20 protein-coding genes and 3 rRNA genes are annotated in these 26,308 nt (G+C 67.0%); all 23 read right to left on the bottom strand.

All coding sequences use genetic code 11. From position 1 onward, the window contains the following. Positions 1-59: 59 nt before the first annotated feature. A 5S ribosomal RNA gene (gene rrf, locus RKD05_RS00005) occupies positions 60-176 on the bottom strand. Positions 177-275: 99 nt separating this feature from the next. Further along, positions 276-3,387: ribosomal RNA gene (locus tag RKD05_RS00010) — 23S ribosomal RNA — on the bottom strand. 409 nt (positions 3,388-3,796) lie between these two features. Next, positions 3,797-5,318, bottom strand: a 16S ribosomal RNA gene (locus tag RKD05_RS00015). Together the 16S, 23S and 5S rRNA genes form the textbook arrangement of a ribosomal RNA operon. 535 nt (positions 5,319-5,853) lie before the next feature. Further along, positions 5,854-6,627, bottom strand: a complete 774-nt coding sequence (locus tag RKD05_RS00020; RefSeq protein WP_424707259.1) for a DUF4184 family protein — start codon at positions 6,625-6,627, stop codon at positions 5,854-5,856. After that, a complete protein-coding gene (gene tyrS / locus RKD05_RS00025; RefSeq protein ID WP_424707261.1) occupies positions 6,627-7,940 on the bottom strand; it encodes a tyrosine--tRNA ligase in 1,314 nt (437 codons plus the stop codon). The genes RKD05_RS00020 and tyrS overlap by 1 nt, the downstream gene beginning before the upstream one ends. Positions 7,941-7,987: 47 nt before the next feature. Continuing rightward, a complete protein-coding gene (locus RKD05_RS00030) occupies positions 7,988-8,701 on the bottom strand; it encodes a hypothetical protein (RefSeq protein WP_424707263.1) in 714 nt (237 codons plus the stop codon). Further along, positions 8,698-9,345 carry a SatD family protein gene (locus RKD05_RS00035; protein ID WP_063257931.1) on the bottom strand — a complete coding sequence of 216 codons (648 nt, stop codon included), beginning with the start codon at positions 9,343-9,345 and terminating at the stop codon, positions 8,698-8,700. The genes RKD05_RS00030 and RKD05_RS00035 overlap by 4 nt, the downstream gene beginning before the upstream one ends. Positions 9,346-9,393: 48 nt before the next feature. Beyond that, positions 9,394-10,824 (bottom strand): argininosuccinate lyase, encoded by a 1,431-nt coding sequence (gene argH, locus RKD05_RS00040; RefSeq protein WP_424707264.1) that lies wholly within the window; start codon positions 10,822-10,824, stop codon positions 9,394-9,396. 40 nt (positions 10,825-10,864) lie between these two features. Continuing rightward, positions 10,865-11,995, bottom strand: a complete 1,131-nt coding sequence (locus RKD05_RS00045; protein ID WP_424707265.1) for a heparan-alpha-glucosaminide N-acetyltransferase domain-containing protein — start codon at positions 11,993-11,995, stop codon at positions 10,865-10,867. Beyond that, complete coding sequence (gene argF / locus RKD05_RS00050; RefSeq protein ID WP_022879119.1) at positions 11,974-12,897, bottom strand: ornithine carbamoyltransferase; 924 nt, start codon at positions 12,895-12,897, stop codon at positions 11,974-11,976. Before argF ends, RKD05_RS00045 begins: the two co-directional genes overlap by 22 nt. Continuing rightward, positions 12,894-14,144, bottom strand: coding sequence for an acetylornithine transaminase (locus RKD05_RS00055; protein ID WP_424707266.1), 1,251 nt, complete (start codon positions 14,142-14,144; stop codon positions 12,894-12,896). The genes argF and RKD05_RS00055 overlap by 4 nt, the downstream gene beginning before the upstream one ends. Next, positions 14,141-15,043 carry an acetylglutamate kinase gene (gene argB, locus RKD05_RS00060; RefSeq protein ID WP_022879121.1) on the bottom strand — a complete coding sequence of 301 codons (903 nt, stop codon included), beginning with the start codon at positions 15,041-15,043 and terminating at the stop codon, positions 14,141-14,143. Before argB ends, RKD05_RS00055 begins: the two co-directional genes overlap by 4 nt. Then, positions 15,040-16,197, bottom strand: a complete 1,158-nt coding sequence (gene argJ, locus RKD05_RS00065; RefSeq protein WP_424707267.1) for a bifunctional glutamate N-acetyltransferase/amino-acid acetyltransferase ArgJ — start codon at positions 16,195-16,197, stop codon at positions 15,040-15,042. The genes argB and argJ overlap by 4 nt, the downstream gene beginning before the upstream one ends. Beyond that, a complete protein-coding gene (gene argC / locus RKD05_RS00070; protein WP_424707269.1) occupies positions 16,194-17,243 on the bottom strand; it encodes an N-acetyl-gamma-glutamyl-phosphate reductase in 1,050 nt (349 codons plus the stop codon). The genes argJ and argC overlap by 4 nt, the downstream gene beginning before the upstream one ends. Positions 17,244-17,641: 398 nt before the next feature. Further along, positions 17,642-20,164 (bottom strand): phenylalanine--tRNA ligase subunit beta, encoded by a 2,523-nt coding sequence (gene pheT / locus RKD05_RS00075; protein ID WP_424707271.1) that lies wholly within the window; start codon positions 20,162-20,164, stop codon positions 17,642-17,644. Then, a complete protein-coding gene (gene pheS, locus RKD05_RS00080; RefSeq protein ID WP_424707272.1) occupies positions 20,164-21,204 on the bottom strand; it encodes a phenylalanine--tRNA ligase subunit alpha in 1,041 nt (346 codons plus the stop codon). The genes pheT and pheS overlap by 1 nt, the downstream gene beginning before the upstream one ends. 49 nt (positions 21,205-21,253) lie before the next feature. After that, on the bottom strand, positions 21,254-22,171 hold the full coding sequence (locus tag RKD05_RS00085; protein WP_424707274.1) for an amino acid ABC transporter permease: 918 nt from the start codon (positions 22,169-22,171) through the stop codon (positions 21,254-21,256). After that, positions 22,168-22,818 (bottom strand): amino acid ABC transporter permease, encoded by a 651-nt coding sequence (locus RKD05_RS00090; protein WP_424707275.1) that lies wholly within the window; start codon positions 22,816-22,818, stop codon positions 22,168-22,170. The genes RKD05_RS00085 and RKD05_RS00090 overlap by 4 nt, the downstream gene beginning before the upstream one ends. 76 nt (positions 22,819-22,894) lie before the next feature. After that, positions 22,895-23,815, bottom strand: coding sequence for a glutamate ABC transporter substrate-binding protein (locus RKD05_RS00095; RefSeq protein ID WP_424707276.1), 921 nt, complete (start codon positions 23,813-23,815; stop codon positions 22,895-22,897). 104 nt (positions 23,816-23,919) lie between these two features. After that, the gene (locus RKD05_RS00100; protein WP_424707278.1) at positions 23,920-24,681 is read right to left on the bottom strand and encodes an amino acid ABC transporter ATP-binding protein; all 762 of its coding nucleotides are present in this window, start codon (positions 24,679-24,681) and stop codon (positions 23,920-23,922) included. Positions 24,682-24,756: 75 nt separating this feature from the next. Beyond that, a complete protein-coding gene (locus tag RKD05_RS00105; protein ID WP_424707280.1) occupies positions 24,757-25,554 on the bottom strand; it encodes a TrmH family RNA methyltransferase in 798 nt (265 codons plus the stop codon). Between the two features lie 99 nt (positions 25,555-25,653). Then, the gene (rplT, locus tag RKD05_RS00110; protein WP_063257942.1) at positions 25,654-26,037 is read right to left on the bottom strand and encodes a 50S ribosomal protein L20; all 384 of its coding nucleotides are present in this window, start codon (positions 26,035-26,037) and stop codon (positions 25,654-25,656) included. A gap of 29 nt (positions 26,038-26,066) precedes the next feature. After that, a complete protein-coding gene (gene rpmI / locus RKD05_RS00115) occupies positions 26,067-26,261 on the bottom strand; it encodes a 50S ribosomal protein L35 (RefSeq protein WP_005048908.1) in 195 nt (64 codons plus the stop codon). Between the last annotated feature and the right edge of the window lie 47 nt (positions 26,262-26,308).

Below are 26,308 nucleotides of genomic sequence, written 5' to 3' on the forward strand. Positions count from 1 at the left end.
ATGTGTCCGTATATGCGAAATGGCCACCCAGCGTTGGGTGGCCATTTCGTGTAAAGGAAGTCCGGCGGTGTCCTACTCTCCCACAGGGTCCCCCCTGCAGTACCATCGGCGCTGAGAGGCTTAGCTTCCGGGTTCGGAATGTAACCGGGCGTTTCCCTCTCGCTATGGCCGCCGAAACACTATTGATGTTTCAAAAACCAACAACGATTGTCATTGTTGTGTTCCCGACCGTACATCGAGAACCACTCAGTGGACGCAAGCACCAAAAACGGTGTGTTATCAAGTCATCGGCTTATTAGTACCGGTCAGCTTCACGTATTACTACGCTTCCACATCCGGCCTATCAACCCAGTAGTCTGGCTGGGAGCCTCTCACCATAAATGGTATGGAAGTCTCATCTTGAGGCCGGCTTCCCGCTTAGATGCTTTCAGCGGTTATCCATCCCGAACGTAGCTAATCAGCGGTGCTCCTGGCGGAACAACTGACACACCAGAGGTTCGTCCAACCCGGTCCTCTCGTACTAGGGTCAGATCCTCTCAAACTTCCTACGCGCGCAGCGGATAGGGACCGAACTGTCTCACGACGTTCTAAACCCAGCTCGCGTACCGCTTTAATGGGCGAACAGCCCAACCCTTGGGACCTACTCCAGCCCCAGGATGCGACGAGCCGACATCGAGGTGCCAAACCATGCCGTCGATATGGACTCTTGGGCAAGATCAGCCTGTTATCCCCGAGGTACCTTTTATCCGTTGAGCGACAGCGCTTCCACAAGCCACTGCCGGATCACTAGTCCCGACTTTCGTCCCTGCTCGACCTGTCAGTCTCACAGTCAAGCTCCCTTGTGCACTTACACTCGCCACCTGATTGCCAACCAGGTTGAGGGAACCTTTGGGCGCCTCCGTTACATTTTGGGAGGCAACCGCCCCAGTTAAACTACCCACCAGGCACTGTCCCTGAACCGGATCACGGTCCTAAGTTAGATATCCAGAGTGACCAGAGTGGTATTTCAACAATGACTCCACGAACACTGGCGTGTCCGCTTCACAGTCTCCCACCTATCCTACACAAGCCACACCGAACACCAATACCAAGCTGTAGTAAAGGTCACGGGGTCTTTCCGTCCTGCTGCGCGTAACGAGCATCTTTACTCGTAATGCAATTTCGCCGAGTTCGCGGTTGAGACAGTTGGGAAGTCGTTACGCCATTCGTGCAGGTCGGAACTTACCCGACAAGGAATTTCGCTACCTTAGGATGGTTATAGTTACCACCGCCGTTTACTGGGGCTTAAATTCTCAGCTTCGCCTTGCGGCTAACCGGTCCTCTTAACCTTCCAGCACCGGGCAGGCGTCAGTCCGTATACATCGTCTTGCGACTTGGCACGGACCTGTGTTTTTAGTAAACAGTCGCTACCCACTAGTCTCTGCGGCCACCACACCCTTTCGGAGCAAGTCCTAATAAGTGGATGGCCCCCCTTCTCCCGAAGTTACGGGGGCATTTTGCCGAGTTCCTTAACCACGATTCTCTCGATCTCCTTGGTATTCTCTACCTGACCACCTGAGTCGGTTTGGGGTACGGGCAGCTAGAACCTCGCGTCGATGCTTTTCTCGGCAGCATAGGATCACCCACTTTTTATCCGCATCGTGTCTCAGCCTCAATGAGTGACGGATTTGCCTATCACTCGGCCTACGCACTTGCACCAGGACAACCATCGCCTGGCTTGGGCTACCTTCCTGCGTCACACCTGTTAATACGCTAGCCGCACCAGCATGGGGTCGAGCGTTCACACAGACAACCATCACCCCGAAGGGATCCGGAAAATTCCGTGCTAGGACTCTTAGCACCACTGGATTAGCTTGGGCGGTTCTTCGCCGGTACGGGAATATCAACCCGTTGTCCATCGACTACGCCTGTCGGCCTCGCCTTAGGTCCCGACTTACCCAGGGAAGATTAGCTTGACCCTGGAACCCTTGGTCTTTCGGAGGACGTGTTTCTCACACGTCTTTCGCTACTCATGCCTGCATTCTCACTCGTGTCGCGTCCACGGCTGGGTCACCCCGCCGCTTCACTCGCGACACGACGCTCTCCTACCCATCAACACGGCTGGACCACGAAGGCCTACCAAAAATGTCAATGCCACAACTTCGGTGGCGTGCTTGAGCCCCGTTACATTGTCGGCGCGGAATCACTTGACCAGTGAGCTATTACGCACTCTTTCAAGGGTGGCTGCTTCTAAGCCAACCTCCTGGTTGTCTAAGCAACTCCACATCCTTTCCCACTTAGCACGCGCTTAGGGACCTTAGATGGTGGTCTGGGTTGTTTCCCTCTCGACTATGAAGCTTATCCCCCACAGTCTCACTGCTGCGCTCTCACTTACCGGCATTCGGAGTTTGGCTGACGTCAGTAACCTTGTAGGGCCCATCGGCCATCCAGTAGCTCTACCTCCGGCAAGAAACACGCAACGCTGCACCTAAATGCATTTCGGAGAGAACCAGCTATCACGAAGTTTGATTGGCCTTTCACCCCTATCCACAGCTCATCCCCTCAGTTTTCAACCTAAGTGGGTTCGGTCCTCCACGACGTCTTACCGTCGCTTCAACCTGGCCATGGATAGATCACTTCGCTTCGGGTCTAGGACACGCGACTGAATCGCCCTATTCAGACTCGCTTTCGCTACGGCTACCCCACACGGGTTAACCTCGCCACGTATCGCTAACTCGCAGGCTCATTCTTCAAAAGGCACGCTGTCACACCTACCAGGGGTGCTCCAACGGTTTGTAAGCAAACGGTTTCAGGTACTATTTCACTCCCCTCCCGGGGTACTTTTCACCTTTCCCTCACGGTACTTGTCCGCTATCGGTCATCTGGGAGTATTTAGGCTTATCAGGTGGTCCTGACAGATTCACACGGGATTTCTCGGGCCCCGTGCTACTTGGGATACTCTTCACGCCAAGAACAGGCATTTCGACTACGGGGTTCGCACCCTCTATGACCGGCCATTCAAAACCGTTCGTCTATACCCTCTTGTCACGTCGACTGCTCGGCAGAACAATCAGAAAAGTCCCACAACCCCCAACATGCAACGCCTGCCGGCTATCACACACGCTAGGTTTAGCCTCTTCCGGTTTCGCTCGCCACTACTCACGGAATCGCTGTTGCTTTCTCTTCCTGTGGGTACTGAGATGTTTCACTTCCCCACGTTCCCTCTACCCGCCCTATATATTCAGGCGGGAGTCACCAGGTACGCACGCGCCCTGGCGGGGTTTCCCCATTCGGACACCCTCGGATCAAAACTCGCTTATCAGTTCCCCGAGGCTTATCGCAGATTGCTACGTCCTTCTTCGGCTCCAGATGCCAAGGCATCCACCGTTTGCTCTTAAAGACTTGAAATCACATGAGTTGAATCGTCAAAAAATTGACTAATGATCTTTAAGATCATCTACACCACACAACCCGAAGGTTGCATGGAAGATGCTCGCGTCCACTGTGTAGTTCTCAAAGTACGGGCGGTACCTCTCCCGCATGCCACAACCGTGACACCAGAAAAGGCCCTCGAGGAACAGCCACCAACCACCAGGATCCGAAAACCCCACGATCAGCGCCCGGCCCCTCAGGACCCAACAGCGTGCACGTACCCACCCCCATGACACGAACCGTTCCTGCAGCAAGCTGCGTACTAGACCCGAACCACCGGCATGAGCACCTCGTCAAACGTTCCACCCATGAGCTAACCGGCAGACACATTCGGTCTGATCCGGCGCCTGAACAACCCCATTACAGGGCGTCAGATGCTCCTTAGAAAGGAGGTGATCCAGCCGCACCTTCCGGTACGGCTACCTTGTTACGACTTAGTCCTAATTACCGATCCCACCTTCGACGGCTCCCTCCACAAGGGTTAGGCCACCGGCTTCAGGTGTTACCGACTTTCATGACTTGACGGGCGGTGTGTACAAGACCCGGGAACGTATTCACCGCAGCGTTGCTGATCTGCGATTACTAGCGACTCCGACTTCATGAGGTCGAGTTGCAGACCTCAATCCGAACTGGGACCGGCTTTTTGGGATTCGCTCCACCTCACGGTATTGCAGCCCTTTGTACCGGCCATTGTAGCATGCGTGAAGCCCAAGACATAAGGGGCATGATGATTTGACGTCATCCCCACCTTCCTCCGAGTTGACCCCGGCAGTATCCCATGAGTTCCCACCATTACGTGCTGGCAACATAGAACGAGGGTTGCGCTCGTTGCGGGACTTAACCCAACATCTCACGACACGAGCTGACGACAACCATGCACCACCTGTTCACCAGTGTCCAAAGAGTCCCGTATTTCTACGGTGTTCTGGTGTATGTCAAGCCTTGGTAAGGTTCTTCGCGTTGCATCGAATTAATCCGCATGCTCCGCCGCTTGTGCGGGTCCCCGTCAATTCCTTTGAGTTTTAGCCTTGCGGCCGTACTCCCCAGGCGGGGAACTTAATGCGTTAGCTGCGTCACGGAAACCGTGGAATGGTCCCCACAACTAGTTCCCAACGTTTACGGGGTGGACTACCAGGGTATCTAAGCCTGTTTGCTCCCCACCCTTTCGCTCCTCAGCGTCAGTTACGGCCCAGAGATCTGCCTTCGCCATCGGTGTTCCTCCTGATATCTGCGCATTCCACCGCTACACCAGGAATTCCAATCTCCCCTACCGCACTCTAGTCTGCCCGTACCCACTGCAGGCCCGAGGTTGAGCCTCGGGATTTCACAGCAGACGCGACAAACCGCCTACGAGCTCTTTACGCCCAATAATTCCGGATAACGCTTGCGCCCTACGTATTACCGCGGCTGCTGGCACGTAGTTAGCCGGCGCTTTTTCTGCAGGTACCGTCACTCTCGCTTCTTCCCTGCTAAAAGAGGTTTACAACCCGAAGGCCGTCATCCCTCACGCGGCGTTGCTGCATCAGGCTTCCGCCCATTGTGCAATATTCCCCACTGCTGCCTCCCGTAGGAGTCTGGGCCGTGTCTCAGTCCCAGTGTGGCCGGTCACCCTCTCAGGCCGGCTACCCGTCGACGCCTTGGTGAGCCATTACCTCACCAACAAGCTGATAGGCCGCGAGCCCATCCCAGACCAAAAAATCTTTCCAACCCCCACCATGCGATGAGAGCTCATATCCAGTATTAGACGCCGTTTCCAGCGCTTATCCCAGAGTCCAGGGCAGGTTGCTCACGTGTTACTCACCCGTTCGCCACTGATCCACCAAGCAAGCTTGGCTTCACCGTTCGACTTGCATGTGTTAAGCACGCCGCCAGCGTTCATCCTGAGCCAGGATCAAACTCTCCGTAAAAGAAAAATGCCCACCCAACCGGAATAAGGCCGGGACAGACGAGTTCAATCTGACCAAAACGAAACATCATTACTGACGATCCGAATGCCAACCCCAAAGGGTTGGACTTTGATCCAAAGGAATTTCTCGCAATCCGAAAAACGGACCGACGAGGAATAAATTGGCATTTGACAAGTGCACGCTGTTGAGTTCTCAAGGAACGGACGCACCCACAGAACCAGCCGCTAGACCGTACCCGTGAGGCAACCTCACTACCTTATACGCCACACGCACGTCACAACACACGAATCGAATCAGAAGATTCAGTCATGGAAGACAATCGCCGAGTGGCAGAATCCGATCTTAGACCCAGAAGCCGAAGCTCACAAGTTCTGATCGGGGTGGTTCACCGCTTGAGAGGACGCGGGGCCTTCCGGCCGCTCCGCTCTCCCCTGTGGGGCGAACAAGTAATAAGTTACGCGGATCTGACCGACTCGTCCAATCAGCGCCTCATCCCGGGCGTGTCGCGAGCCCAAAACCCCGGAAAAACGCGGATCTAGGGCCGCCGCACGATCTGGACCGTGACAGCGAGCAGAACCGACACGATCGCCCATGCGGCAGCGATACGCGTCAGAACGCCGTAGACCAGCGCGGTCGGCGTCATCGCGGCACCGAGGGATGTACTCACGGAGACCGCGATCACTCCGCCGGTGATGAGAGCCACCGGCAGAGATACCCACCAGATGATCCGAACGGCATCGGGCAGCACCCGACGCACCGGGGCTGTGCTCCGCCGCGCCACCCAGGTGAGGCCGTAGACGGCGAGGACGATCAGCCCGAACGCGCTCGACCCGTATTGCAGCCACTTCACTCCGGGAAGAAGTCCCCACTGATCCTCGAGCGCGGGCATCAGCTCCACCCCGAGTCGTCCCTCGTGCGTGAAGAGATCCCACGCGATATGGGTCAGGACTCCGAGCGCCAGCGAGACGATGAGCCAGATCAGTGCCACCCCTCCCCCGCTGAGCGACTCACGAAGCCCCTCGCGGAAGCCGGCATCCCACCGTGCGGGAAGACGCTCGGCGACAGCGCGCGGGGACAGCTCGCGGACGGCCGGCCGGAGGGCGCACCGCCAGAGCAGGAACAGCACGAGCGCGAGTCCCGAGGTGACGACCACCCACGCGGGGTCGTGCGTCATCGAGTAGTCGGGCCACATGCCGCGGAGGAACAACGGCAGGTCGGGGGTCATCGCCCCGATGGCGATCGCCGCCGGCACCAGCCGTGTGCGCACGAAAGGGAGCGCGACGACGGCATGGCTCGGCGTGAAGGGCATCAGCCGACGAACACTCCGGCCAAGGTCTTCTTCCCTCGGCGCAGGACCGACACTCCGCCGGGGAGCAGGCCCGTCACCACCGCGTCATCGGACGAGACCTTCTCGCCGTCGAGCGAGACACCGCCCTGCGCGATCGCTCGGCGCGCCTCGCTCAAGCTGCTGACCAGCCCCGTGGCGGTGAGAGCGTCGACCACGGTCGACCCGGGCGGCAGCACCGCGTGCGGCAGTTCGTCGAGCGCGCTGCGCAGGGTCGCCGCATCCAGAGCCATGAGATCGCCCTGGCCGAAGAGAGCCTCGGTGGCCGCGATGACGGCCTCGGTCGCCTCCGTGCCGTGCACCGTCGTCACGACCTCGCGCGCCAGACGCTTCTGCGCGGCGCGCCGGAACGGTTCGTCCGCGACGAGGCGCTCATACTCCTCGATCTCGGCGCGGGTGAGGAACGTGAACACCTTCAGGCGCTCGACGACATCACGGTCGTCGGTGTTGAGCCAGAACTGGTACATCGCCCACGGGCTGCACATCTCGGCATCCAGCCAGATCGCATTGCCCTCGCTCTTGCCGAACTTCGTCCCGTCGCTGTTCGTGATGAGCGGGGTGCCGATGGCGTGGACCGAGGCACCCTCGACGCGGCGCACGAGGTCGGTGCCGCTGGTGAGGTTGCCCCACTGGTCGCTGCCGCCGGTCTGCAAGACGCAGCCGTAGGCGCGGAACAGCTCGAGGTAGTCCAGGCCCTGGAGGATCTGGTAGCTGAACTCGGTGTAGCTGATGCCGGCCTCGGAATTGAGGCGGGCGCTCACGGCATCCTTCTTCAGCATCGTCCCGACCCGGAAGTGCTTGCCGATCTCGCGGAGGAAATCGATCGCGCTGAGCGGGGCGGTCCAGTCGAGGTTGTTGACCATGCGCGCCGCGCTGTCACCTTCGAAGCTCAGGAAGCGCTCCACCTGGGTCCGCAGCCGATCGACCCACTCCGCGACGGTCTCGCGCGTGTTGAGCGTGCGCTCCGCCGTGGGACGGGGATCACCGATGAGACCGGTCGAGCCGCCCACCAGGCCCAGGGGGCGGTGCCCCGCGAGCTGCAGTCGACGCATCGTCAGCAGCTGGACCAGGTTGCCGAGGTGGAGGCTGGGCGCCGTCGGGTCGAAGCCGCAGTAGAAGACGATGGGAGGCCCGGAAAGCAGGTCGCGCAGCTCGTCCTGGTCGGTCGAGACGTGGATCAGGCCGCGCCAGACGAGCTCGTCCCACACCGAGGCGAAAGCGGGATCATTGGCGGGCGCGACGGCGCGAACGGAGAGCTCTTCGGAGGGCGCGGACACCCTTCCAGGCTATCAGCGGCAGCGCGTCGGCCCGGATGCCGGCCGGCTCACGCCGCGTGCAGGCTCCACCACACGACGAACGCCGCCGCCAGCCCGGTGACCCAGCTGACGAGACTGCCGATGAGGAAATACTCCGCGCGATCGCCGCCGTCGCCGTCGCGCGAGATCTCCGGGAAACGCACGATGCCCTTCGCCGCGAGAACCGCGGCCAGCAGCGGATAGGCACCCGCCAGAGTGAGCGCGAAGACGAGGATCCGCTCGAGCGGGCCGATGAGACGGCCGCCCTTGAGCGTCGTCGGTGCGTCGCCCGCGTCGGGCAGCACCCGCTCCCCCATCTCGCCGCGGAGGGCGATGCGGACGACGGCGTTCCCGGACTCGAGGAGGAACAGCAGACAGCCCGCGACCAGGAGCACGACGTCCAGCGAGAGGCCGGCGCGCGGACCGTACGCTTCCCACGCCGCTCCCAGGATGCCGGGATGCGGGCGGGCGGGCGCGACAACCACGCACGCCGCCACCGCGACGCCGAGCAGACCGACCGGCCACAGCCCCGCGCGGGCGGGACCGCTCTCCGGCACCACCCACGTCCAGATCGCGGCGACGGCGACCGCGAGGAGACCGGCGACGATGGCATCCGCTCCCGCCGAGACAGCCACGAGCACGACGCCCGCGATGGCGAACGCGATGCGTCGACGCCCGACGATGAGTCGACGCAGCAGGTCGACTCCGCCGACGGCGACGAGGAGCAGTGCAGCGGCGATCATGCGGCGCCTCCCCCGGTCAGGGCGAGGAATCCCTCGACGACGGCGGCGGATCCGGCGGATGCCAGGGCCTGGGACACGGCGGACTGGGTGATGCCCTCGTCTCCGGCGAGCTCGCGCTGCGACCGGCCCAGGCAGCGGCCGTACGTCAAGCGCCGCGCGCGTTCGCTCATCGACGAGACGAGCTGATCGCGGGACAGCGCGTAGGCGTTCGCGAGCGCGACGCTCTGCCGCACCTCGGCATCCGCTCCCTCCTGCGCCTCGAACCAGGTGCGCGCGAGCGGCGCGACGCGCTGCTGCACGGCCTCGATCCGCTCGATCGCGGCGCGCGCTGCCCACCACGCGGGCCCCTCGGGGATCGTCCGGTCCCCCAGTTCCACGGGGCGGACGTCGCCGACGCCCACGCCGAAACGGCACTCGACCCCGTCCGGCAGGTTCAGGCGCACGAGGAGCAGCGCCGCCGCCGCGGCGGCGACCGTCGGATACTCGGCCTGCAGCTCGTCGCCGACGACGGCTGTGAGAGGGGCGACGGCGAGCGGGACGTCGGCCTCCGCACGGGCGACCGCCGTCTCGATCGCGCGCTGCGCGGCCGTCCGATCGTCCAACTCTCGCGAGCGGACGATATCGGCGATCACGGCGGCGGTCATGGGATAAGCGTATTGCTTATGGGGGCGGGTTTATAAGTGTTTGGCTAATCAGAGGGACAGGGCGTGTGCCGCGGACTGCGCCCGGGCGACCAGTTCGGTGCGCTGTTCCGCCACGCGTTCGGGGGCCGTGCCGCCCGCACCCGTCCGGCTCGCGACCGACCCCTCGATGGTCAGGACTCCGCGCACGTCCGGCGTGAGGGACGGGGAGACGGATGCCAGGAGGGCGTCATCGGCATCCTCGAGACCGATCCCGCGCTCCTCGCACGCACGGACCAGAGCGCCCGAGATCTCGTGGGCGTCGCGGAACGCCACTCCCTGCCGCACCAGCCACTCGGCGACGTCCGTCGCGAGCGAGAAGCCCTGCGGAGCGAGCTCCGCCATGCGCTCGGTGTGGAAGCGGAGGGTGGAGATCATGCCGGAGAAGGCCGGAAGGACGAGCTCCAGGGTGCGCACGGAGTCGAACACCGGCTCTTTGTCCTCCTGGAGGTCGCGGTTGTACGCGAGCGGGAGGCCCTTCAGCGTTGCAAGCAGGCCCGAGAGGTTGCCGATCAACCGGCCGGCCTTGCCGCGCGCCAGCTCCGCGATGTCGGGGTTCTTCTTCTGCGGCATGATGCTCGACCCGGTGGAGTACGCGTCGTCGAGGGTCACGAAGCCGAACTCTCGCGTGTTCCACAGGATCACGTCTTCGGCGAGCCGGGACAGGTCGACGCCGATCATCGCCGCGATGAAGGCGAACTCGGCCACGACATCGCGCGAGGCCGTGCCGTCGAGCGAGTTCTCGGCCGGGCGCGCGAGGCCGAGCCGGTCGGCGACCAGCTGCGGATCGAGACCGAGCGTCGCCCCGGCGAGCGCCCCACCGCCGTACGGCGAGACGGAGGCGCGCACGGACCAGTCGCGCAGACGCTCGATACCGCGCACGAACGCCCAGCCGTAGGCCTGGAGATGGTGCGCGAGGAGCACCGGCTGTGCGTGCTGCAGGTGCGTGCGCCCGGGCATGATGGCCGACTCGTGCGCGGTCGCCTGGGCCACGAGCGCGTCGATGAGCCGAAGGAGTTCGCGCGTGATCGTGCGCGCGTGATCGAGCAGGTAGAGGCGCACGAGCGTCGCGATCTGGTCGTTGCGGCTGCGACCCGCGCGGAGCTTGCCGCCCAGGGCTGCTCCCACCGTCTCGATCAGCACGCGCTCGAGCGCACCGTGCACGTCTTCGTCGCCGGGGGCGGCGACGAGCGTGCCCGCCCGCACGCGATCGGCGAGAGCGTCGAGACCGGCGTGCATGTCACGGGCCTCATCGGCGGACAGATAGCCCGCGGCTTCGAGGGCCGCGGCGTGCGCGTGCGACCCGGCGATGTCGTAGAGCGCGAGGTCCCAGTCGAAGTGGGTGGAGCGGCTCAGCGCGGCGAGCTCGGGAGACGGCCCGCCGGAGAAACGGGCGCCCCACAGCGCACCCTCGTTCGTGCCCTGACCGGTCTCACTGCTCATGCTCCCAGCCTAGCGAGAGCGGCGGACACCACCCGGCCGCTCAGACCGCGGGCGTCGGGGGCGTGGCATCCGATCGGGTGGGTGGCCCCACGACGCGACGCACGAATCCGTCGATCACGGCCTCGAGCGGTCCGCGGCCGACGAGAAGAGCCCACACCGTGCAGCCCGCGACGATCCCCACGGTCAGCGGGAGGAAGAGTCCCGCCTCCCGCACGCCCGACAGGTCGGAGGCGTCGCCGAGAACGGTGGCCGCGAAGACGGCCCAGACGACGATGTGCGCCACGTACGCGGTCAGCGGCAGGGAGCCGACCGCGCGCAGGGGAATCGCCACCCACCGCGCCGGCGTGCGGCAGATCAGCAGGCACAGCCCGATCACCGCGATCGCGAAGCCGCCGGAGCCGATGACCTCGCCCAGTCCCGAGGAATGCGCCTCCGCGGTCACGACCCCCGCGAGGTAGGGGGTTGCCGGACGAGCGACCAGGGCCAGGCCGTAGCCGAGCGCGGACACCGCGATCCCGACCACCGCGACCAGCAGCTGGACGCGCATCCGGTGGAGGTCGAGGCGGCCCACGCCCATCCCGGCGAGGAGGAACGCGATCCACACCGGGAACGGATAGTGCCAGCCCACGAACGCGGCGAGGTCGTCTCCTCCCGGGCCCGACCAGATCGGTGCGGCGTCGAGCAAGGGCTGGATCCACGGCATCACCACCGCGACGATCGCCGCGGCGAGGAACAACCGGCTCGACCGCAGGCCCAGGAACGGCAACGACAGCGCGAACAACAGGGCGTAGGCCGGGAGGATCACGTAGACCGGGACCCCGGTCATCACCAGCAGGATCCCGATCCCCCACAGCAACCCGCCGCGCATCGCCAGGCGGGCCGACGCGCGGGTGCGCGCGGGCCCCTCGAGCGGACGCGTACCACCGGTGACGAGCGCGATCGACAGGCCCGCGAGAGTCGCGAACAGGATCGACGAGCGACCGTTCACGACGTCGAGCCACGTCGCGGGATCGTCCGGAGCGAACGCCTCGTCGATCGTCAGCAGGTGCGCGGCGAACATGCCGAGCACCGCGAGTCCGCGGGCCAGATCGATCCCGACGAGCCGGGCGGGGCCGTCGAAACGGCGCCACGCCCGGTTCGCGCGCGACCTCAGTCCTGGCGCAGCAGCCACACCAGCAGCGCCTTCTGGGCGTGCAGCCGGTTCTCGGCCTCGTCCCACACGACGCTCTGCGGGCCGTCGATGACCTCGGCCTCGACCTCGTAGCCCCGGTCGGCGGGGAGGCAGTGGATGAAGATCGCGTCCTCGTCGGCGCGCGACATGAGGTCGGCGGTGACCTTGAATCCGCCGAGATCGCGGATGCGCGCGATCTTCTCCTCCTCCTTGCCCATCGACACCCACGTGTCGGTGACGACGACATCGGCCCCGGATGCCGCGGCCGCGGGGTCGTCGATCAACGTGATCGAACCGCCGGTCGTGGCGGCGATGCGCTCGGCATCCGCGATCACGTCCGGGCGGGGCGCGTAGTCGGCGGGCGACGCGACGCGGACGTGCATGCCGGCGGTGACCCCGGCGAGCACGTAGGAGTGCGCCATGTTGCTCTGGCCGTCGCCGAAGAACGAGAGCGTGAGACCCTTCAGCTCGCCCTTGTGCTCACGGATCGTGAGCAGATCGGCGAGCAGCTGGCACGGGTGGAAGTCATCGCTCAGAGCGTTCACGACCGGGACGCGGGTCCCGCGGGCCATCTCCTCGAGGCCCGCCTGCGCGTAGGTGCGCCACACGATCGCGGCGACCTGCCGCTCGAGGACGCGCGCCGTGTCGGAGGGGGTCTCCTTGCCGCCGAGCTGACTGTTCGCGGTGGAGATGATGAGCGGCGAACCGCCCAGATCGGCGATGCCGACCGCGAAGGACACGCGCGTGCGGGTCGAGGACTTGTCGAAGATCACGGCGACGGTCTGCGGACCCGCCAGCGGCTTCTGGGCCCAGCGGTCCTTCTTCAGCTCGATCGCGAGATCCAGGATCTCGGCCTGCTCGGCCGGGGACAGGTCGTCGTCGCGCAGCAGGTGGCGGGTCACGCGGGAACTCCTTCGATGATGAGGGCATCGGCCACGGTGGCCAGCGCGGCGCCGAAGAGCGCCAGGAACTCGGTGATCTCGGCATCCCCGATGATGAGCGGCGGGGCGAGGCGGATCGTCTCGTCGTTCGCGGCGTTGACGATGAGCCCGTGCTCCTGCGCCGCGGCCACCACGGCCTTCGCGACCGGGTGGGTCAGTGCCACGCCGAGGAGGAGACCCCGGCCGCGCACACCGGCGACGAGCGGCGAGCCGAGGGCGGCGATGCCGTCGCGCAGCTGCGCCTCGCGCTTCGCGGCGTTGCCGACGAGGTCCGCGGACTCGATCTCCTGCAGGACGGCCCCCGCCACGGCGGTGCCGAGCGCGTTGCCACCGAACGTCGAGCCGTGGGTACCCGGGAAGAACAGGTCGCTGGCCGCGCCGAACGTGATGAGGGCGCCGATCGGGAACCCGCCGCCGATGCCTTTCGCCACCGTGATGGCATCCGGGACGATCCCCGCGTGCTGGAACGCGAACCACGCGCCGGTGCGGCCCGCGCCGGTCTGGATCTCGTCGACGATCAGCAGTGCGCCGTGGCGCGCGGTGATCTCCCGGGCCGCCTCGAGGTACCCCTCGGGCAGTTCGACCACACCGGCCTCGCCCTGGATCGGCTCGACGATGAACGCGGCGACGTGCTCGTCCACCGCGGCCTCGAGAGCCTCGATCGTCGGGTCGATGTGCTCGACGCCGGCGATCATCGGGAGGAAGTCCGCTTGGAGCGCGGGCTTGCCGGTGAGCGCGAGGGCACCCATCGTGCGACCGTGGAACCCGCCCTTGAGCGTCAGGATGCGGGTCCGGTCGGTGCCACGCCCATGCAGCCGGGCCAGCTTGAACGCCGCTTCGTTCGCCTCGGCGCCCGAGTTGGCGAAATACACGCGCCCGGAATCCTCCGTGCCGGCGAGCCGCTTGAGACGCGCGGCGAGCGCGAGCTGCGGGGGCGTCGCGAAGTAGTTGGAGACGTGCGCGAGGGTCGCGGCCTGCGTCGACACGGCCTCGACGAACGCCGGGTGGGCGTGGCCGAGCGAGTCGACCGCGATGCCCGCGAGGAAATCGAGGTACTTCTTGCCGTCGCCGTCCCACACGTACGCGCCCTCACCGCGGACGAACAGGGCCATGCGGTCGCCGAAGCTGCGGACGAGGTCGCGTCCGGCATCCTCCTGCCAGGACGGGCCGCGCGAGCCCTGGGATTCCTGTGTCGTGTCCGCGTTCACGCGACCACCTCCGTTCCGATTCCTTTACTGGTGAAGAGTTCGACGAGCACCGAGTGCGGCACTCGCCCGTCGATGATGGCGGCCGTGGGCACTCCCCCGTCGACCGCGTCGAGGCACGCCTGCATCTTCGGGATCATGCCCGACTCGAGCTTCGGGACCATCGCGCGCAGCTCGGTCGACGTCAGGTGCGACACGAGCGAATCACGGTTCGGCCAATCCGCGTACAGCCCGGGCACGTCCGTGAGGACGACGAGCTTCTTCGCGTTGAGCGCGACAGCGAGCGCGGCCGCCGCGGCGTCCGCGTTGACGTTCAGCGAGGTGCCCGGGTTGTCCAGGTCGGGCGCGATCGACGAGACGATCGGCACGCGGCCGGCGGCGAGGTGATCGAGGACCGGCTGCGGGTCGACCGTGACGACGTCGCCCACGCGGCCGAGGTCGTGCTCCACGCCGTCGACGACGACGCCGCGGCGACGGCCGCCGAAGAGTCCGGCATCCTCTCCGCTGAGCCCGGTCGCGAGCGGGCCGTGGGCGTTGACCTTGGCGACGAGCTGCGGGTTGATCTGCCCGGTCAGCACCATGCGCACGACACCGATCGCCTCGGTCGAGGTGACGCGGTAGCCCCCGCGGAACTCGCTCGGAATGTCGAGCCGGTTCAGCATGGAGGAGATCTGCGGCCCGCCGCCGTGCACGACGACCGGCTTCACCCCGACGTAACGGAGATAGGCGATGTCGGCCGCGAACGCGTCCTGGAGCTCGTCGCTCACCATGGCGTTGCCGCCGTACTTCACCACCACCACCTGGTCGCGGTACTTGCGCACCCACGGCAGCGACTCGACGAGCGTCACGGCCCGTTCACTCGCCTGGGCCGGATCGGTGTCCTGAAGGTCGATGTCGCTCATGAGGCGTAGGCGCTGTTCTCGTGGACGTAGTCGTGCGTGAGGTCGTTCGTGCGGATCGTGGCCGCGGCGTCGCCGACCCGCAGGTCGACGAGGAGGTCGGTCGCACGCGGGGTCAGGTCGACCTCTTCGCGCGGGCGGTCGGGACCGCCGGCCGAGCACACCCGCACGCCGTTCATCCAGACGTCGACGTCGTACGGGTCGAAGGCCGCCTGCGTGGTGCCGATGGCGGCGAGCACGCGACCCCAGTTCGGGTCGTTGCCGAAGATCGCGGCCTTGAAGAGGTTGTTCCGGGCGATCGAGCGCCCCACCTCGACGGCATCCTCCTCGGACGCGGCGCCGACGACGCGGATCGTGATGTCGTGGCTGGCGCCCTCGGCATCCCCCTGCAGCTGCGCCGCGAGGTCGTCGCACACCGCCGCGAGCGCGGCGGCGAACTCGTCGGCATCCACCCGGATGCCACTGGCACCGCTGACGAGGAGCGTCACCTGGTCGTTGGTCGACATGCACCCGTCCGAGTCGAGGCGGTCGAAGCTCACGCGCGTCGCGGCGCGCAGCGCGGCGTCGGCCTCGGCCGAATCGAGGACGGCGTCGGTCGTGAGGACCACGAGCATCGTCGCGAGGCCCGGGGCGAGCATGCCCGCACCCTTGGCCATGCCCCCGATGCTCCACCCCGCGCCGCGGTGCTCGGCCCGCTTGGGCCGCGAGTCGGTGGTCATGATCGCGAGCGACGCATCCTCGCCGCCGTCGGCGGAGAGGGCGGCGACCCCCTTCTCGACGCCGTCGAGCACCTTCGCGCGGAACACCTCGTCGCCCGTGCCGATGAGCCCCGTCGAGCACACGACCACGTCGCCCGCGCCGACGCCCAGGAGCTCGGCCGCGCGCTCGGCGGTCTGGTGCGTCGTCTGGAACCCGAAAGACCCGGTGAAGCAGTTGGCGCCGCCCGAGTTCAGGACGACCGCCTCGACGACGCCGTCCCGGACGACCTGCTCGGACCACAGGATCGGATTGGCCTTCGCCCGGTTCGACGTGAAGACCGCGGCGCCGACCTTGAGGGGTCCGCGGTTGACGACGACCGCGACGTCACGGGCGCCCGTCGACTTCAATCCGACGGCGACACCGGCCGCCTCGAACCCTGCGGGGACGGTCACGCTCACGGGGCGACTCCATTCGTGGGGAGCGCCGTGGTCTCGCGGAGACCCAGCGCGATGTTCATGGACTGCACCGCGGCTCCCGCCGTGCCCTTCACAAGATTGTCGACGGCGCCGACGACGACCACCCGGTTCGCCGCGCGGTCGATCGCGAGGCCGAGGAGCGCGGTGTTGGCGCCGAGCACGTCCGCCGTCCGGGGGAAGGTCCCCTCCGGCAGCACGTGGACGAACGGCTCGTCGGCGTACGCGTCCTCCCATGCCGCACGGATCTCGGCATCCGAGACCCCCTCGCGGATCGGGGCGGAGGAAGTGGCGAGGATCCCGCGCGCCATGGGCACGAGAACCGGGGTGAAGGAGACGCGGATGCCATCCGCCGGCGCCCCGGCGGCGGCCAGGGCCTGCCGGATCTCGGGGATGTGCCGGTGGGTGCCGCCGACCGCGTAGGGGTTGGCGGTGCCGAGGATCTCGCTCGCGAGGAGGTTCGTCTTCGCGGACTTGCCCGCGCCGCTCGGCCCGACCGCGAGGACGGACACGATGTCGCCCGGATCGATGACGCCCGCGGCGACGCCGGGAGCGAGGGAGAGCGACACCGTCGACGCGTTGCAGCCGGGGGCAGCGATCCGCGTCGCGCCCCGCAGCAGTTCGCGCTGCTTGCCGTCGCCGACGGGGAGTTCCGGCACGCCGTAGGCCCAGGGCTCGGCGTGCTCGCCGCCGTAGAAAGCGGCCCAGTCGGACGCGGAGGTGAGTCGGTGGTCGGCCCCCGCGTCGATCACCAGCGGCGTGTCGCCAAGGGCATCGGTGTAGGCCGCGGACTGTCCGTGCGGCAGCGCGAGAAAAACGACGTCGTGACCGGCGAGCACCTCGGGCGTCGTGGCCTGCAGCTCGAGGTGCGCGAGCGAGCGCAGGTGCGGCTGGTGGGAGATCAACGGCTGGCCGGCGTTGGCGTGCGCAGTGACCGTGCGGATCTCCACGTCGGGATGGTCGGCGAGCAGGCGAAGGATCTCGCCGCCCGCATAGCCGGAGGCGCCGGAGACGGCGACCGAGAGGGTCATGGATCCACCTTAGAAGTCGGGGCTGTGGCTGCAATGAGCGTGAACCGGGGCGGCGACGCCCGTATGCCCGACCGACGGCGGGTTACGAGGTCGCCGAGACTCGGCGTGCGACCCGACGTCGACGCACGACAACGGTGCTCACGGAGAGCTCCTCGTTGCGGACGGCGTTCGACGACATTCCGCGAGAGTATCCGGAGCAGCCGGACGGGGGCAAATCCGGGGCCCAGACGACCGATCGGAGCGTACCGAAAGGCGATCCAGCGACTTCTTTCAGTTTGTCCCCCATTTGGGGGACAAGTTGGGGGTATGCTCATGGCACTGCCCTCATCGCCGGCCACTTCCGACTGCCCCCGCGTCGGCGATGAGGGCAGACCACTGCCCCGGCGCCGTCGGCCGACTCACGCTCCCGCGTCACCGTCGCGGATCGCCGCGCCGAACCGGTCTGCCGCCACCGCGACACCGGCCAACTTGGCATCCGACGCCTCGGCCGCCGTCAGAGTGCGGTCGTCGGCGCGGAAGCGCAGCGCGAACGTCAGGCTCTTGGACCCGTCCGAGACTCCGGCACCGCGGTAGTCGTCGACGAGGCGTGCACCCTCGATGAGCGGCGCGCCGCCCTCGAGCAGCGCAGCGCGCACGTCGCCCGCGGCGACCTCGGCCGGCACGACCACGGACACGTCCTGCGTCGCCGCCGGGAATCCGGACAGCGAGGCCGCGACCACGCGCGCCTGCGCGCGCTCGAGCAGCGCGTCGAGGTCGAGTTCGGCGACGAGCACACGGCCCGGGAGGTCGGCCTCCGCCGCGACCGTCGGCAGCAGCTCCCCGACGTAGCCCACGTCGACGCCGGCGACCAGTACGCGCGCCGCGCGGCCCGGGTGCAGCGCGGCACGCTGCGCCTGGACGAGCTCGATGTCCACACCCGCCGCGCCGGCCAGCACGCGCACGGCGTCGACGGCGTCGGCGAGGTCGGCCGCGACCGCCGCCTGGCTCGGCTGCTTGGCCACGAGGTGGCCCGTCAGCAGCACCGCGACGTGTCGGCGCTGCGGCGGGATCGAGGCATCCAGTGCGGTCAGCGTCGCGGCATCCGGACGCACCGCGAGGGGCGGGACCGACGCGGTGCCGTACTGCACGCCCGGCTTCGGGAGGAAGACCGTGCCAGTCTCGAACAGCGCCAGGTCGACGATGCCGCGCGACAGGTTGCGGTGCGCGACCTGCAGGAGGCCCGGCACGAGCGAGCGACGCAGGAACGGCGCCAGCCCGTCGAGCGGGTTGGCGAGCTTGACGCTCGGGAGCGACTCCCCCGACGGCGAGCCGTGCAGCGCGTTCTGCTCCGCGGTCGTGAACGGGAGCGACGGCGTCTCGACGAAGCCCGCCGCGGCCAGCGCATTGGCGACACGGCGTCGGCCCTGCTGCGCGGAGGTGAGCCCGCGGCCGGACGGCGGCGTCGGGAGCACCGACGGGATGCGGTCGTATCCCTCGATACGCGCGACCTCTTCGGCCAGCGTCCACTTGTCGGTGAGGTCGGGGCGCCACGACGGCGGCACGACGAGCCAGTCGCCGTCGCGCTGCTCGACCGTGCAGCCGATCAGGCGCAGGGCGCCCTCGATCTCGGCATCCGTGTACTCCACCCCGATGAGACCCGGGACGAAACCGGCCGGGAGCGGGATGCCGTCGATGTGGACCTCGGCGAAGAGTGCACCGCCGACGGTCGTGTCGAGCGTGCCGCCGGCGTACTCGACCATGAGGTCGGCAACGCGGCGGGCCGCGGCGAAGGGGATCTTCGGGTCGACGCCGCGCTCGAAGCGACGCGACGCCTCGGACGGGAGCTTGTGGCGGCGCGCGGTGCGCGCGATCGAGACGGTGTCGAAGATCGCGGCCTCGATGAGCACGTTGCGAGTGGCATCGGTCATCTCGGTCGTTCCGCCGCCCATGACGCCGGCGAGGCCGATGGGGCCCGACTCGTCGGTGATCAGCAGGTCTTCGGCATCCAGCGTGCGCACCTTGCCGTCGAGCGTCTCGAGCTTCTCGCCCGCGGTGGCGCGGCGCACGGTGATCCCGCCCTGCAGCCGGTCGAGGTCGTACCCGTGGATCGGCTCGCCGAGCTCGAGCATCACGTAGTTGGTGATGTCGATGAGGACACCGAGCGACCGGATGCCGGCGAGCGTCAGACGCGCGATCATCCACGCCGGCGTCGGCTTGGTGGGGTCCACGTCGCGGACGATGCGCGCGACGAACTCCGTCGCGCCGACGCGGCCGCGGATCGGCGCCTGGTCGTCGACCGCGATCGGGAACCCGGCACCGGGGTCGAGGTCGCCCCACGCCCGCTCGGCGGGGTCACGGAACGCCGCGCCCGTGGCGTGCGAGTACTCGCGAGCGACGCCGCGCAGGGACAGCGCGTACCCGCGGTCGGGGGTGACGTTGATCTCCACGGCGACGTCGTCGAGCCCGAGCAGCGCGATCGCGTCGGTACCGACCGGGGCGTCGATCCCGAGGTCGACCAGACGCAGGATGCCGTTGTGCTCGTCGCCGAGACCGAGCTCGCGCGCCGAGGCGATCATGCCGTCGGACACGTGGCCGTAGGTCTTGCGGGCGGCGATCGGGAACGGTCCCGGGAGCACCGCACCCGGAAGGGTCACGACGACCTTGTCACCGACGAAGAAGTTGCCGGCGCCGCACACGATGCCGCGGACGCCGCCGTTCTCTTCGCCGACGTCGACCTGGCACCACCGGATCGTCTTTCCGTTGGACTGCGGCTCGGGGGTGAACTCCTTCACCTCGCCGACCACGATGGGTCCTTCGAGCTCGAAGCGGTGCACGTCCTCTTCTTCGAAGCCGACCGACACCAGAGCCGCCAGGACGTCTTCCGGCGTGGCCTCCGCGGGCACATCGACGTACTCGCGCAACCAGGAGAGCGGGACGCGCATCAGACCACCATTCCGAACTGCTCGCTGAAACGGACATCGCCCTCGGCCATGTCACGCATGTCTTGGACGTCGCTGCGGAACATGAGCGTGCGCTCGATGCCCATGCCGAACGCGAAGCCCGAGTACTCCTCGGGGTCGATCCCGGCGGCCCGCAGGACGTTGGGGTTCACCATTCCGCAGCCGCCCCACTCGATCCAGCGCGCCCCGCCCTTGAAGGAGGGGTGCCACAGGTCGAGCTCGGCGCTCGGTTCGGTGAACGGGAAGAAGTTCGCGCGGAAACGCGTCTTGGCCTCGGGCCCGAACAGCACGCGCGCGGCGTGGTCGAGCGTGCCCTTCAGGTGCGCCATCGTGATGCCCTTGTCGATCACGAGGCCCTCGAATTGCGTGAAGACGGGAAGGTGCGTCGCGTCGAACTCGTCGGTGCGGTAGACGCGGCCCGGGCACAGCACGTAGATCGGGAGGTCGCGTTCGAGCATCGACCGCACCTGCACCGGGCTCGTGTGCGTCCGCATGACCAGATGGCGGGCGACGGGGTCGACGAAGAACGTGTCCTGCATCTGGCGCGCCGGGTGATCGACGTCGAAGTTCAGCGCGTCGAAGTTGAACCACTCGTGCTCGAGCTCGGGGCCCTCGGCGATCTCCCACCCCATGCCGACGAAGATGTCGGAGACCTGCTCCTGGAGGAGCGAGATGGGATGCCGCGCACCGATGCGCGCGCGCTGCGGGAGGGCCGTGACGTCGACGCGCTCGGCCTCCAGCCGGGCCGCGGTCTCGGCCTCGGCGAGCTCGCCCTCGCGGGCGGCGAACGCCTGATTCACGCGCCCCCGCGCCTGCCCGACGAGCTTGCCGAACTCGGCCTTGTTCTCGGGGGCGACGTTGCGCAGCTGGGCGTTGAGTCGCGACAGCGGCGACTGCTCCCCGGCGTGCGCGGAGCGGGCGGCCTTCAGGTCGGCCGTGGTCGCGGCGTCGGCGACGGCCGCGAGCGCGGCATCGACGGCGGAGGCGACGGCCTCGGGGGTGATCTCGGGTGCGTCAGACACGAGAACCGAGTCTACCGACGGGCGGGGACACTCCCCCGCCCGTCGGACACTACGCCGGCGAACCGGGGTCGTGCTTGCCGAGCCCACGCTGAGCGACGATCAGCTCCGTGTCGGTACCCGTCTGGCCGGGAGGCTCGGCGCCGGCGACGCGGGTCGCCTTCGGCGAGCGGCGCAGACCGACCTCGACGCGGTGAGCCGCGTACGAGAGGGCGAGGCACATCGCGACGTAGATCACGCTCGCGATCATGGCGGCCGGGATCAGCGGAGAGCCGTACTCGCCGTTCGAGCCGAGGAGACGCGCGAAGTACAGCAGCTCGGGATAAGTGATGATGAAGCCGAGCGCGGTGTCCTTGAGAGTGACCACGAGCTGAGCGATGATCACGGGCAGCATCGCCCGGATCGCCTGCGGCAGCAGCACGAGGCGCATGACCCCGGCCTTGCGCAGGCCGATCGCGTAGCCGGCCTCCCGCTGGCCGCGCGGCAGCGACTCGACGCCGGCACGGATGACCTCGGACAGCACCGAGCCGTTGTACGCGATGAGGGCGATGACGACGGCCCAGTACGACGACATCCGGATGCCGATGACCGGGAGCCCGTAGTAGAGCAGCAGCATGAAGACGAGCACCGGGACGGCGCGGAGGATCTCGACGATCCATCCGACGGGGAGCCGCACCCACGCGTGGTCGGACATACGCCCGATCGCGAGGACGAATCCGAGGACGAGCGCCCCGACCGCCGCGGCGGCGAACGCCGCGAGGGTCGCCAGCGTCGCCTCGCCGAAGCGCACCCAGATGGCGCTGTACGTGAAGACGTTCCACTTCGCGGCCGAGAACTGTCCGGTGTCGACGAAGCGCCACACCACGAACGCGATGACGGCGGCGACGAGGACGAGGGTCAGGATGCCGAGGACCCGGTTGCGCAGCCGCGCGCGGGGGCCGGGCAGGTCGTAGAGGACGGAGGAGCTCATCGGGCCACCTTCCACTTCTTCTCGGCGGCGCTCTGCAGAGCCGACAACACCAGCACGAGGAGGACGAAGATCACCATCACCAGGACGATCGTCACGAGCTGGTTCTCGCCGTTCTCGCTCATGTTGGCGCGGATGTTCCCGAGGTTGACCACCGAGAAGCCCGAGGCGACGGTGGTGTTCTTCAGGAGGGCGATGAAGACACTGACCATCGGCGGGATGACGGACCGGGTCGCCTGCGGGAGGACCACGAGCGTCATGACCTGACCGAACCCCAGCCCGAGTGCCCGTGCCGCCTCGGCCTGTCCGACCGGCACCGTGTTGATGCCGGAGCGGATCGTCTCGGCGACGTACGTCGCGGTGTAGATCCCCAGGCCGCAGACGGCGAGCGGGAGGAAGAACCCCCGCGGAACGTCGACTAGGAGCGGGACGCAGAACGCGAAGAAGAACAGCACCAGCGTCAGCGGGGTGTTGCGGATCCAATTCACGTACACCGCGCCGACCGCTCGCGCGATCGGCACCGGCGAGACGCGCATGGCCGCGACGACGAACCCGAGCACGATGGCGATGACGCCACCGCCCAGGAACAGGACGACGGTCCCCCACAGGGCCTGCGCCCACAGGTCGGGGTAGTCGAAAATCTGATTCACCGGTTGCTTCCTGTCTTCTTGTGATCGACGAGGTCGAAGGTGCGGGCGGCGCGTTCACGCCGCCCGCACCGCGTGATCAACCGGCGGCGTCGACCGCGGGCTGCTTGCCCTCGACGCCCGAGGCACCGAGGTTCTTCTCGAAGATCGCCTGCCAGGTCGATCCGCCGTCGGTGAACAGCGTGTTCACGAACTCCTGGAACGCCGTGTCGCCCTTGGCGAGGCCGACGCCGTAGCGCTCCTCGCTGAAGGGCTCGCCCGCGATCTTGAGGTTGTCGGGGTCCTGGGCGGCGTAGCCGAGGAGGATGGCCTCGTCGGTGGTGACGGCATCCACTTCGCCGTTCTTGAGTTTCTCGACGCACTGCGAGTAGGTGTCGAACTCGACCACCTTGGCGGGCGTCTGCTCGCGGATGCGCTGGATGGGCGTGGAGCCGGTGACCGAGCAGACGGTCGTGTCGGCGGTGAGCGAATCCTTGCCGGTGATCTTGTCGTCGTCGGCCGCGACGAGCAGACCCTGACCGGTCAGGAAGTACGGGCCGGCGAAGGAGATCTGCTCCTTGCGCTTGTCGGTGATCGAGTACGTGCCGACGTAGTAGTCGATGTCGCCGTTGATCAGCGCCTGCTCGCGGTTGGCCGAGGCGATGGCCTTGTACTCCACCTTCGACTCGTCGGCCGGGTCGTAGCCGAGCGAGGCGGCGATCCAGCGCGCGATGTCGACGTCGAAGCCTTTGCGCTCGCCCGTCACCGGGTCGAGGTAGCCGAGACCGGGCTGGTCTTCCTTCACACCGATGACGACCTTGCCCGCCGAACTGATCTTCTCGAAGGTCGGGCTGCCGTCGATCGTCACGTTCGACGCGACCTCGCCCCAGACGGGAGCGTCGGACGAACCCTCGCCGGAGCCGGCGTCGGGCGAACCGGGGGTGCCGCTGTTGCAGGCGGTGAGAGCGAGCAGGCCGGCGGCGATGACGCCGACGCCCGCGAGAAGCCGGGTTCTACGCATGTGATGTCTCCTTGGTTACGTGTGCTGTGCGGAGGGGATACGGGGGGATGGCACGTGTGCCGGAGGCGATGCGGGCAGCGGAACGCCGTCGTTCCGCCGCGGAGTCAGTGGGTGATGAGCTTCGAGAGGAAGTCCTTCGCTCGGTCGGATTCGGGCTGGGTGAAGAAGCGCTCGGGGGTCGCCTGCTCGACGATCTGACCGTCGGCCATGAACACCACGCGGTTCGCGGCCTTGCGGGCGAAGCCCATCTCGTGGGTGACGACGATCATCGTCATGCCGTCCGCGGCGAGACCCACCATGACGTCGAGGACCTCGTTGATCATCTCGGGATCGAGCGCGGACGTCGGCTCGTCGAAGAGCATGACCTTCGGCTTCATCGCCAGCGCGCGGGCGATCGCCACGCGCTGCTGCTGACCGCCGGAGAGCTGCGCCGGCAGTTTGTCGGCCTGGTGCCCGACGCCCACCCGGTCGAGGAGCGCACGCGCCTCCTTCTCGGCATCCGCCTTCTTCATCTTGCGGACCTTGATCGGGCCGAGCGTGACGTTCTCGAGGATCGTCAGGTGGGCGAAGAGGTTGAAGGACTGGAAGACCATGCCGACATCGGCGCGCAGCTTCGCGAGCCCCTTCCCCTCTTCGGGCAGCGGTGCACCGTCGATCGTGATTGTTCCGCTCGTGATCGTCTCGAGGCGGTTGATCGTGCGGCACAGGGTCGACTTGCCGGAGCCGGACGGGCCGATGACGACCACGACTTCGCCGCGGTCCACGGAGAGATCGATGTCCTTCAGCGCCTGGAATTGGCCGTAGTGCTTCTGCGCGTCGGAGAGGACGACAAGGGGCTCAGGGCCCGCCGGGGGAACGGATGCCATCCACCCACCCTATGAGATGGATAAGAATGCGCCACCTCGTGGCGTCGGCCTTAACCGTTCTGTAACAGCCGGGGTTCAGCCCGCGCGCTGGGCGAACGCGGTCTCGTACAGGCACACGCTCGCGGCGGTGGCGAGGTTCAGCGACTCCGCCCGGCCGTAGATGGGGAGCCGCAACGACTGGTCCGCGAACGCGAGCGCGGCCTCGTCGAGACCGCGCGCCTCGTTGCCGAACAGCCACGCCGTCGGCTGAGACAGCAGGCCTCGGGATGCCACGAAGTCATCGCCCCCGACATCGGCCGCCACCACGCGCAGACCGGCCTCGTGCACGCGCTCCACGACGTCGGCGAGCTCGAGATCGACCGCGACGGGGAGGTGGAACAGCGAGCCCGTGGTGGAACGCACCACCTTGGGGTTGTACAGGTCGACGGTGCGGCCCGTGAGGATCACGGCATCGGCGCCGGCGGCGTCCGCCGCACGGATGATCGTGCCCAGGTTCCCCGGATCACGCACCTCCTCGCAGATCGCCAGCAGCGTCGGGCCCTCCGCGAGGATGTCCTTCAGCGCCGTCGGCGACTGCCGGGCCACCGCGACGATGCCCTGCGGCGTGACCGTGTCGGCCATGGCATCCAGGACCGCCTCGGTCGTGTACTGCAGGTCGACACCGGCGTCGATCGCGGCATCCCGCACATCGGTGTGCTTCTCGAGAGCCGTCGGAGTGGCATACAGCTCGAGCACCGTCTCCGACGCCCACGCGAGCGCCTCACGCGCGGCCTGCGGACCCTCGAGGAGGAACAGACCGGTCTCCTGCCGAGCGGCGCGTTTGCTCAGCTTGGCCACGGCGCGCACACGCGGCGAACGAGGGTTCTCCAGCACGGTCCCAGTGTATGGCGCGAGAGGCATGAACCCCGGGAACCCGCGGAGAAATGCCGAACGGGCGCCCTCCGAAGAGGACGCCCGTTCAGGAAACCGGTATTACGCGGTCTTGGCGGCGTTGACGTCGCTGGGCAGCGCAGCCTTGGCCGTCGCGACGAGCGACGCGAACACGGCCGGCTCGTTGACCGCGAGCTCGGCGAGCATGCGACGGTCGACCTGTACACCCGCGAGGCCGAGGCCCTGGATGAAGCGGTTGTACGTGAGGCCGTTCTGGCGGCTCGCGGCGTTGATGCGCTGGATCCACAGACGACGGAAGTCGCCCTTGCGCTTGCGACGGTCGCGGTACGCGTAGACGAGCGAGTGGGTGACCTGCTCCTTCGCCTTGCGGTACAGACGCGAACGCTGACCCCGGTAACCGGAGGCGCGCTCGAGGATGACGCGACGCTTCTTGTGGGCGTTGACGGCCCGCTTGACTCTAGCCATGACTAATCTTCCTTAAATCTCGCGGACGCTCAGATACCGAGCAGCTTCTTGGCGACCTTGGCGTCACCCGGCGCGAGGATCTTGTCCGCCGACAGACGACGGGTGCGCTTGGTGGGCTTGCCCTCGAAGTTGTGGCGGAGGTTCGCCTGCTGCTTCTTGATCTTTCCGCTGCCGGTGACCTTGAAGCGCTTCTTGGCACCCGAGTGGGTCTTCTGCTTCGGCATGTCTCTTCCTTCGTTGTGTTTCCCGCCGGGCGGGAGTTCGGGGGGCC

The organism is Microbacterium sp. SLBN-111, assembly GCF_049739645.1.
Lineage (GTDB): Bacteria > Actinomycetota > Actinomycetes > Actinomycetales > Microbacteriaceae > Microbacterium.

Coding starts and splice junctions, on each gene's coding strand:
- pheT (WP_424707271.1), bottom strand. CDS start 20,164: ATGCGCGTCCCGCTCTCCTGGTTGCGCGAGTACGTCGATGTGCCCGCG.
- RKD05_RS00085 (WP_424707274.1), bottom strand. CDS start 22,171: ATGAGCTCCTCCGTCCTCTACGACCTGCCCGGCCCCCGCGCGCGGCTG.
- RKD05_RS00095 (WP_424707276.1), bottom strand. CDS start 23,815: ATGCGTAGAACCCGGCTTCTCGCGGGCGTCGGCGTCATCGCCGCCGGC.
- rplT (WP_063257942.1), bottom strand. CDS start 26,037: ATGGCTAGAGTCAAGCGGGCCGTCAACGCCCACAAGAAGCGTCGCGTC.
- RKD05_RS00020 (WP_424707259.1), bottom strand. CDS start 6,627: ATGCCCTTCACGCCGAGCCATGCCGTCGTCGCGCTCCCTTTCGTGCGC.
- RKD05_RS00030 (WP_424707263.1), bottom strand. CDS start 8,701: ATGATCGCCGCTGCACTGCTCCTCGTCGCCGTCGGCGGAGTCGACCTG.
- RKD05_RS00100 (WP_424707278.1), bottom strand. CDS start 24,681: ATGGCATCCGTTCCCCCGGCGGGCCCTGAGCCCCTTGTCGTCCTCTCC.
- argC (WP_424707269.1), bottom strand. CDS start 17,243: ATGACCCTCTCGGTCGCCGTCTCCGGCGCCTCCGGCTATGCGGGCGGC.
- rpmI (WP_005048908.1), bottom strand. CDS start 26,261: ATGCCGAAGCAGAAGACCCACTCGGGTGCCAAGAAGCGCTTCAAGGTC.
- argH (WP_424707264.1), bottom strand. CDS start 10,824: ATGAGCAGTGAGACCGGTCAGGGCACGAACGAGGGTGCGCTGTGGGGC.
- RKD05_RS00035 (WP_063257931.1), bottom strand. CDS start 9,345: ATGACCGCCGCCGTGATCGCCGATATCGTCCGCTCGCGAGAGTTGGAC.
- argB (WP_022879121.1), bottom strand. CDS start 15,043: ATGAGCGACATCGACCTTCAGGACACCGATCCGGCCCAGGCGAGTGAA.